The following is a 3,695-nucleotide window of genomic DNA, read 5'->3' on the forward strand; positions in this document are numbered from 1 at the left end:
AACGAGGCCGGCTTGGTGGCCTCCTTCTTCAGAGTCAGGTGCATGCGTTCATGCCTTCCGTTCTGCTGAGGGCTCTACCCACTTAACGGGGGACGGGTCGGTTTTCACTAAACCCTGTTGATAATGCCATCCCATCCACAATGGGTCAGCACCCTCAGTCGGTAATTCTCAAAATTCCTGAATCCATAGGCCCTTCGGGTCATCATCTCCATTTTGTTATGAAAGCCCTCGGTGGGCCCGTTGCTCTTGCTGAACCGCCACATCGTGATAATTGGCTCTAGCCAAGATGTGAGGGTCCTTGCCAGCCGGTGAAGCGGGCTGGCGTGGAACTGCTTGATCAGTGCGAGCAGCTTGGGCAGTGCTCTTTCGGCCCGTTTTCTGGTCAGGGTTTTCAGGAGCAGCAGCCGGTTGAGGCGTTGCTTGGCCTGGTACAGGGCGTTGAGCACCGGGTACGCACTGAGGTAGTTGCCGAGGTTATCGCGCTGCTCTGGTGACAGGCGCCATTCATGACGGCGCATGAGGCTAATCAGGCCGCGATTCTTGCGGCCCTCGGGATCGTGATCCTGCCAGGCCTTCAAAAAGTGCTGATTCACCAGCCGGATAACGTGGAAACGGTCAGCCACGATCATCGCATTGGGGAAGTATCGTCGGGCAATTGCGCGGTAGGTTTCGGACATATCCATGACAATAAGCCGGACGTTGTCTCGCCCGGGTAAAGCCTTCAAATAGCGCCTCAGACTGGCTTCGGAACGCCCGAGCACCACATCAAACACCTTATTGCGCTTGAGATCCACCAGCGTAGTGGCGTAGCCACGCTTGCGGGTAAAGAAGTGCTCATCAATGCCCAACACCTTTGGGCAGGGTCTATTCGCCATCTCCGACCGCCGCAGACGGCAGTGGCTCTGATACCACCTCTCGACGGTGGCGGGACTCATGTTGTGGGTCAGCGCGAGCTTACGCTGGGTAATACCCCCGTCGTGGGCTTCAAAGACCTCGAGCCGGAATGCCTCCGACGATCTGAAGCGAGGTCGAACACCTTTGAAGCGATGACGAAAATATCGTCGGCATTGCGGGCAGTGGTACTTGGGGGACGTCAGGTGAAGCGTCATCACCTGATTGCCAAAGCGGGTATGCTTGAGCGTGCGTTGATAGGTCGCCTTCACCCTGACCCCGCTATGTTGGCAATAGATGCACAGCGGTCGTTTGGTGGGCCTGGCATAGACCTCAATGCCTTTATCCCGGTCGACCCGCTCGACCTCCAAGTCGGATATGCCTAGAATGTTTCCTGCGTGGGACATCGGTATTCTCCATTAAATTGATCGTCGCAAAATCAGTTTAATGAATACCGGTGTCCCCCGTTAATGATGAAGAGCCAAACTCGTTAAATATCAAACGGTTGGCCCCTCAGGAGCCAGCCGTTTTTTGTTTCAGCATTACCAGTGCCGGACTTTTGCCGGACTTCTCCTCGCAGACCNAAGAGCCAAACTCGTTAAATATCAAACGGTTGGCCCCTCAGGAGCCAGCCGTTTTTTGTTTCAGCATTACCAGTGCCGGACTTTTGCCGGACTTCTCCTCGCAGACCTTGTTCACCGCCATTATCAGCTCCTCAAGCTCGGGGGCGGAGTAGTGCGTGGTGATGTCGCCGTTGCGATGACCCAGCAACACCTTGCGGGTTTCCAGCGGTACATTGGCGGCCCGTAGCCGGCGCCCGAAGGTGTGTTTCAGGTCGTGTCCCCTGACCTGATCCAACCCGGCCTTCCTGCGCGCGGTCTTCCAGCCACTGTTGTTGATGGTGCCTACCGCATGACCTTTATAGCTGAAGACATGTTCGGGGTGAATCCCCCGCATCTGCTCCACCACTGACATCGCCACCCGGTTCAGTACCACCAGCCTGTCCTCCCGATTTTTTACCCGTACCCCCGGCACGATGAACACCGAGGTCTCCAGCTCCGGCACCTTGACTTCCCAGTCCCACCGCAGCTGACATACCTCCTGCTCACGACACCCCGTATTGACCTTGAACAGTGCCATACGGGCCAGGTGATCCGGAAGCGCCTGAAACAGCATACGCTGCTCCTCCCAGGACAAGGGATACGGCTGCCGGGCATCCGTTACCGGGAGCATCTGGATGAGTGGCGGTGTGTCCAGCCAGGTCAATCCATGTTCATCGCGCCACAGCCGCGAGGCCAGATTCAGGATCCGCCTGACCACGCTGAGCGCGAGGTTGATGCTCTTGGTCTTGATACCCTGCTGCCGCCTGTCCTTTATATAGGCCTGGAGGCTTCCCAGGTGCACCTTTTCCACTGGCAGGTTCCCGATATAGGGATCCAGCTGCTTCAGCTGCGTAGCGTAATCCGCGATGCTGGCCAGATGCAGGTTTTCCTCGAGAAACTTGGCTGCCGCGTCCCGAAAAAGCCTGCATGGTCTGGCCCCGAACACGGTGGCCTGCCTGATCTCCTCGATCCGGCGGGCCAGGATCAATTCCGCCGTTTCGAGGTCGCTTGTTCCAGTGCTCTCGTGAATCTTGTGGCCGAGGATCTGCTTTTCGATATGCCAGATCCCAGCGCGATTCCGGAGCCCCGGGCTTCGCTTGCGTCCCATAGTGATTCTCCTCTCAAAGTAGAGGTGGGACGCCCGTTGCAAGCCTTATAGTGGTCCACCCAGGCGTCCATTTCAAGGCGGTCGAAGGCGACACCCTGGCGGCCGATGCGAAGCTCCGTCAGGGCAGGGCGCACCTCCCGGTTAAAGCGGTTGCGGTCCATACCCAGGTAGTCGGGGGCGTCGCGGAGGCGAATCAGGCGGGGCTGGATCTGCATCGTCTATCTCCCCAGGTAGACCGCGGTAATCTGTTCGCGGACATGGCCCAGCTCCCTGCTGATGGCCAGCCGCGCTAGCTGATCCGCCTGTTGCTGTGCCGAAGTCAGGTCCTTCTTGCTGGGCCCGCCACCGTGGGGGGAGGGCCAGCCGGTGAGTTCCAGATAGCGCTGCTGGGCGTAGGCGTGGCGCAGGCCGTGCATTTTCGATAGGCCGGCATTGGCCGTATGGCGCTCGTAGATCCGGAGCTGCTCGGCATAACTGCGCCCTCTGGGGATCAGGGCGCCCACCCCGGCCAGGCGCTTGGCCTGCTCCGGCAGGGCGCGCTGCTCCCTGGTGCGGATGGGGACGGTGCGTTCCCGCCCGCCTGTTAGACGACAATTACTTTGGCCGGCCAAAGTAATTGACGTCAGACACCCGCCCCTGGTCCAACTGGCTTTCAGGTGCAGGTGGTCGCCGCGATCCGCCCAGCGGGGCCGGATCTTGAGGGCTTCCTCCCGCCGGAGCCCGAAGGCTTTCTGCAGCCGCAGGCTCATCCGCACATGTTCATCCTTAACTCGGTCGAGTTGCTCCCGTGCCAGGCTCTTGGCCTTGCTGCTGTCGGATACGAACTGCCGGTCCGGTATGCCATAGAAATCATTGGCGGCCGCCACGACGGCCTGTCTGTTAACCTTCTCCGCCCACCAACGTAAACAGCTCATGCGGTTCTTGATGGTGCCGGGGGAGAGGTTTTGCCTCTGCCAGTAATTCACTAGGGCCTTGATGTGCTTCTGCTTTAGGGAGGTCGCCTGCAGCCGCCGAAAGCCAAGATCGTGCAACTGATTGGCGATGGCGCTCAGTTGCCGTTCCCGGCCTACCCGGGTTTCAAAGCTGCCTTCGTG

General features: G+C 59.1%; 3 protein-coding genes. All 3 read right to left on the reverse strand.

From position 1 onward, the window contains the following. Positions 1 to 107: 107 nt before the first annotated feature. Complete coding sequence (locus Q6D67_RS21400; RefSeq protein ID WP_304707853.1) at positions 108 to 1,298, reverse strand: ISL3 family transposase; 1,191 nt, start codon at positions 1,296 to 1,298, stop codon at positions 108 to 110. A 214-nt stretch (positions 1,299 to 1,512) separates the two neighbouring features. Then, positions 1,513 to 2,601 (reverse strand): tyrosine-type recombinase/integrase, encoded by a 1,089-nt coding sequence (locus tag Q6D67_RS21405; RefSeq protein WP_304707856.1) that lies wholly within the window; start codon positions 2,599 to 2,601, stop codon positions 1,513 to 1,515. 218 nt (positions 2,602 to 2,819) lie between these two features. Further along, positions 2,820 to 3,695: phage integrase N-terminal domain-containing protein (locus Q6D67_RS21410; protein WP_304707858.1), on the reverse strand; the 876-nt coding region annotated here is incomplete at its 5' end.

Source organism: Haliea sp. E1-2-M8 (assembly GCF_030649675.1).
GTDB lineage: Bacteria > Pseudomonadota > Gammaproteobacteria > Pseudomonadales > Halieaceae > Haliea.